The 5,588-nt window shown below is 68.5% G+C and carries 4 protein-coding genes; all 4 read right to left on the bottom strand.

Going from position 1 to position 5,588, the window contains the following annotated elements; translation table 11 throughout:
* Positions 1 to 77: 77 nt before the first annotated feature.
* Positions 78 to 767, bottom strand: a complete 690-nt coding sequence (locus HUU94_RS05255; RefSeq protein ID WP_174274051.1) for a methyltransferase domain-containing protein — start codon at positions 765 to 767, stop codon at positions 78 to 80.
* Positions 764 to 1,822: a type III polyketide synthase gene (locus HUU94_RS05250; RefSeq protein WP_174274052.1), complete on the bottom strand. Its 1,059-nt coding sequence runs from the start codon at positions 1,820 to 1,822 to the stop codon at positions 764 to 766. The genes HUU94_RS05255 and HUU94_RS05250 overlap by 4 nt, the downstream gene beginning before the upstream one ends.
* Positions 1,823 to 1,824: 2 nt before the next feature.
* Positions 1,825 to 2,712 carry an aldose 1-epimerase family protein gene (locus HUU94_RS05245; protein WP_174274050.1) on the bottom strand — a complete coding sequence of 296 codons (888 nt, stop codon included), beginning with the start codon at positions 2,710 to 2,712 and terminating at the stop codon, positions 1,825 to 1,827.
* A 128-nt stretch (positions 2,713 to 2,840) separates the two neighbouring features.
* Positions 2,841 to 5,309, bottom strand: a complete 2,469-nt coding sequence (gyrB, locus tag HUU94_RS05240) for a DNA topoisomerase (ATP-hydrolyzing) subunit B (RefSeq protein ID WP_174274049.1) — start codon at positions 5,307 to 5,309, stop codon at positions 2,841 to 2,843.
* Positions 5,310 to 5,588 lie beyond the last annotated feature (279 nt).

Here is a 5,588-nt window from a genome sequence, read left to right as displayed (position 1 = left end):
TTCGAGCAGCAGCACGCGGCCGCCGCCGCGCGCCAGCGTGATCGCCGCCGCGGCCCCGGCCGGGCCGCCGCCGATGATCAGCGTATCCGTTCGACGCACAGGCGAAACGGAAAACGGCGCACGACGCGCGCCTCGGTGATCCCGGCGGTGGCGAGCAGCGCCCGCCACTCCGCCGGGCGGAAGCTGCGCGCGATCGAAAGCGTGCCGTCCTCGCGCACGATGCGGTGCCAGCCGAAAAGCCGCGCGAGCAATGGAAAGCCGAAATGCGCGAGGCGATGCCGCAGCAGATCGTTGACCATCCAGCCGATCCGCGCCTCGCGCTCCATGAAGCGCAGGAAGGCGATCAGTTGCGCCTCGCTCATGTGATGCGCGACGAGATTGCTGATCACCAGATCGAAGCGCCCGCCCGCCAGATCGGCATAGTCCCCGGTGCGAAAGTCGATCGCGGCATCGGGCGTCATGGCGCGCGCCACCCGCTCGGAGCGCGGATTGATGTCGATCCCCACCAGCCGCGCCTGCTTGCCCGCTTTGGCCGCCCAGCGCGCGATCGCTCGCAGCATGTCGCCCTGGCCGTAGCCGACGTCCAGCAGCCCGAACTGCGCGCGCGCCCCCACCGCGCGCTTGACGAACGCCAGCGTCGGCCGCCGCGACAGCGTCAGGCTGTTGACCCTGGCGAGATCGGCGAGCAGCGCGCTATAGCTCGCCTCGTCGAGCGCGGGATCGTCCATCTGCTCGTCCTGACAGGAGCGCTGCGCGAGCGAGCTCATGCCGCGGCTTCGAACCCCAGCCCTTCGGCCGTCAGCCCCGGGCCGAACGCCACCGCGACGCCGCTGCCGGTCGCCCGCTCCGCCAGCAGGCGCGCGAGCACGAACATCAAAGTCGAGGAGGAGATATTGCCGTTGTCGGCGAGCACGTCGCGCGAATGGCGCAGCGCGTCTCCGGGCAGGTCGAGCGCGCGCTCTACCGCGTCGAGCACCGATCGCCCGCCGGCGTGCACCGCCCAATGATCGATCGTCTCCGCCGGAGCACCGCCCGTCACGGTCGCGCCGATTTCGGGATCGCGCAGCGCGGCGGCGATCCGATTGGGCACCGCGCCCGAAAGGTTCATCACGAAGCCATTGTCGCCGATCCGCCAGCGGATCATCTCCGCGCTGTCGGGCAGTGCCGCGGCGAACACGCGCGTGATGGCGAGCCCCGTCTCTTCGGCGCTGACGATCGCCGCCGCGGCGCCATCGCCGAATTGCAGCATCGCCAACAACTCGTCGACCGCCAGTGTCTGCTGAAGATGCAGCGTGCACAGCTCCACCGTCACCACCAGCACGCGCGCCTGCGGTTCCGAGCGGACGATATGATGCGCCTGGCGGAGCGCCACGATCGCCGCATAGCAGCCCATGAAGCCGACGAGGCTACGCTCGACATGCGCGCCGAGCCCGAGTGCGGCGACGATGATCTGGTCGATCCCCGGCGCGATGAAGCCCGTGCAGCTCGCCACCACCAGATGCGTGATCGGCCCGAGTTCGCCCAGCGCTCCGATCGCCTTCAGTGCAAGCCTGGGCGCCTCTTCGGCATAGATCGCCATCCGCGCCCCGGTGCGCGGGCTTTCGTCGTGGAAGAAGCCGCCCGCGTCCAGCGCGGTGCTCCCCGCGAGCGACGGCAGCACAGACCAGCGCCGCTTGATCCCTGATCGATCGGCCATCCGATCGAACAGCGCCGCCTCGCGCGTGCCTTCCAGCCGCGCACGCGCCCAGCCGACGAACAAGGCATGCACCTCGTTCTCCGGAACGGCGGTGCCGATCCGGTTGATATGGGCAGCCGTGGGCATTTTCAACGTAACGCCTGACCGTCCGTAGCGATCCTCAACGTGAATCGATGCGCGGCGCGTGCCGGGATCGCGACGATCCCCGGCTTGTCGAAAATATCGCCGTCGAAGCCCGCCGGATCGGCGATCCCCGCCCACGGCTCGATGCACAAATAGCCCGCGCCGGGCTTGGTCCAGAGGCCGAGTTCCGGCATGTCGGGAAACTCGACGCGCAGCGCCGGCGCGCCCGGCGCGCCATAGACGAGGCCGCGCGACGCCGGCCGATCGAGGATCACCGCATCGTCGCTGAACAGATCGTCGCGCAGCCGCAGCGTATCGTCTTCGATCGGGCTCGGCTCGGGCGCGGGGCGGACGAGGCCGTCGCTGTCGATCCGCCGGATCGGCTCGGGCTCGGGCCGATCGAAGCGGATGCGATGCTCGGCCCGCGCACCGCCCCACGGCAGCGGCCAGCGCAACGCCGGGTGGAAGCCGAAGCTCGCTGGCATCGGCGTGTCGCCAAGGTTGTGCGCGGTCGCGGTTACCGCCAGCGCGCCGCCTTCGATCGCGAAGCGGACGTCGAGGCGAAATTCGAACGGATAGCTCGCGCGCGTCTCGTCGTCGGCTTCCAGCCGGAAGGTCGCCGACGCGGCCTCCCGCTCGACCACCGTGAAAGTCCGCCGCCGCGCGAAGCCGTGCTTGGCCATCGGATAGGTCTCGCCCGCGACGCGGATCACCCCGCCGTTGACGCAGCCGATCACCGGAAACAGGATCGGCGCGCGCCCCGTCCAGAACGCCGGATCGCCACCCCACAGCAGGTCGCGCCCGTCGCCGTCCCGCAACGCCCACAGCTCCGCGCCGAGCGGATTGATCTCGGCGGAAAGCCGGTCGCCCCGGATCGCAACCACGTCACCCATGCGGCGCCTCCGTCAGCTCCAATCCGTCATGCCGGACCTGTTCCGGCATCCACCCCACCGCCAGCGCCGGGGTCCGTTGTGGGGTGAACCCCGGAACAGGTCCGAGGTGAGGAAGAAAAGGCAGGCGATCAGACGTCGAGATTCTCGACCGACAGCGCATTCTCCTGGATGAACTCGCGGCGCGGCTCGACGACGTCGCCCATCAGCCGGGTGAAGATTTCGTCGGCCATGTCGGCCTGCGCGACCTCGACCCGCAGCATCGAGCGGTTGGAGGGATCGAGCGTCGTCTCCCAAAGCTGTTCGGCATTCATCTCGCCCAACCCCTTGTAGCGCGCCACCGCCAGCCCGCGCCGCCCGGCGGCGAGCACCGCCTCCATCAGCTCGGAAGGCCGCGTGATGCGCCTGCCCTTGGGATCGGTCGGCGAGGGAGCTTCCTCACCCTCGGCGACGGGCTCGGGCTTGTCGGCGCCGCGCAGCGGCACCAGCCGCGCCTCGGCGGCATAGCTTTCCGCCTGCTCGCCCGCCAGCGCATGCAGCCTGAGCGCCTCGGTCGATCCGACCAGCCCGGCATCGACGATATGGTGATCGGTCACCCCGCGCCACCAGCGCCGCGCGTGGAAGCCGCCCTCGCCCGTCGCCTCGGCCTCCCAGCGCGCCTCCGGATCGGCGCGGTTGAGCCACGCCGCCACCGCCACCGCCGCCTGCGTCCTGTCGCCGCCGGGATCGAACGCACCCGCCAGCGCCAGCGCCTCGATCAGCCCCAGGTCGTAGCGGCGCGGCACATAGGCCATCAGCCGCGCCATCCGCTGGGCATGGTCGATCAGCCCGCGCAGATCCGCGCCCGATCGGCTGCCGCCGGCGCTCTCCAGCATCACGCCGTTGATCCCGGCATCGACCAGATAGGCATCCAGCGCGGCGGCATCCTTGAGATAGACCTCAGATCGGCCCTTGTTGACCTTGAACAACGGCGGCTGCGCGATGAACAGATGCCCGCGATCGATGATCTCGCGCATGTGGCGGTAGAAGAAGGTCAGCAGCAAGGTGCGGATATGCGCGCCGTCGACATCGGCGTCGGTCATGATGACGATCTTGTGGTAGCGCAATTTCTCGATGTTGAAATCGTCGCGGCCGATCCCCGTGCCCATCGCCTGGATCAGCGTGCCGACCTCCTTCGACGAAAGCATCCGATCGAAGCGCGCGCGCTCGACATTGAGGATCTTGCCCTTGAGCGGCAGGATCGCCTGGATGTTGCGGTCGCGGCCCTGCTTGGCGGAGCCGCCCGCGCTGTCGCCCTCGACCAGGAACAATTCGCACTTGGCGGGGTCGCGCTCCTGGCAGTCGGCGAGCTTGCCGGGGAGGCTGGCGATGTCCATCACCCCCTTGCGCCGCGTCAGCTCGCGCGCCTTCTTGGCGGCCTCGCGCGCGGCGGCGGCGTCGATCACCTTCTGGATGATCGACCGGCCATGCGCGGGATTCTCCTCGAGCCATTCCGCCAGCTTGTCCGCCATCAGGCTTTCGAGCGGCTGGCGGACCTCCGAGGAGACGAGCTTGTCCTTGGTCTGCGACGAGAATTTCGGATCGGGCAGCTTGACGGAGACGATCGCGGTCAGCCCCTCGCGCATATCGTCGCCGGTGAGGCTGACCTTCTCCTTCTTGAGCATCCCCGACTTGTCGGCATAATTGTTGAGCGTGCGCGTCAGCGCGGCGCGGAACGCCGCCATGTGCGTGCCGCCGTCGCGCTGCGGGATATTGTTCGTGAAGGCGAGGACCTGCTCGTAATAGCTGTCGTTCCATTCCAGCGCGACATCGATGCCGACATCGTCGCGCTGGCCGTGCACCGCGATCGGATCAGGAAACAACGGCGTCTTGGCGCGGTCGAGATATTTGACGAACGCCGCGATCCCGCCCTCGTAGAACAGTTCGACCTCGCGCCGCTCCGCATGCCGGGCGTCGATCAGGAACAGCCGCACGCCCGAATTGAGGAACGCCAGCTCGCGATAGCGATGCTCGAGCTTGTCGAAGTCGAAGTCGGTGATCTTGAACGTTTCGGCGGACGGCATGAAGGTGACACGCGTGCCCTTCTTGCCGTTCGACGGCCCGACGATCCTGAGCGGCGCCACCGCATCGCCGCGCTGGAACCGCATGAAATTCTCCTCGCCGTCGCGCCAGATGGTGAGGTCGAGGAAGTCGCTGAGCGCGTTGACCACCGAGACGCCGACGCCGTGCAGCCCGCCCGAGACCTTGTAGGCATTGGCCTCGTTGGTGTTGTCGAACTTGCCGCCCGCGTGGAGCTGCGTCATGATCACCTCGGCGGCGGAGACGCCCTCCTCGGCGTGGATGCCCGTCGGGATGCCGCGGCCGTTATCCTCGACCGAGACCGATCCGTCGGCGTTCAGCGTGATGAGGATGCGGTCGCAATGCCCCGCCAGCGCCTCGTCGATCGCATTGTCCGAAACCTCGAACACCATGTGGTGGAGGCCCGAACCGTCGTCGGTATCGCCGATATACATGCCCGGCCGCTTGCGCACCGCATCGAGGCCCTTGAGCACCTTGATGGAATCGGCGCCATAATCGTTCTGCGTGGGGTCTGTTGCCATGCCGAGCATATAGGGATTGGCGGCGACCAACCCAAGCGAAATGGGAGCAACGCGGCTCCAGCATCGTTACGCGCCCGAATAGGATACCGAAGGGTGCTTGATGGTGGTTCGGAAACGGCGCGGGCGAGGGCCGGCGCTGGTGATCGTGGTTGCTTTGCTGGCGGTGGGTCTCGTGCTCGCGCTGGTCGCGATCGGCAGCGACCGCGCACCGCGGCGCGCGCTTTCGCTCGTCGCCCGGCGCGCCGCGATGCAGCCTCCGCCGGTGCCGCCGATGATCTT

The sequence above is a fragment of the Sphingomonas bacterium genome (assembly GCF_903644055.1).
GTDB lineage: Bacteria > Pseudomonadota > Alphaproteobacteria > Sphingomonadales > Sphingomonadaceae > Sphingomonas_I.
The sequence above is the reverse complement of the archived record's forward strand: the minus strand, read 5'-3'. Positions and strand labels throughout refer to the sequence as shown.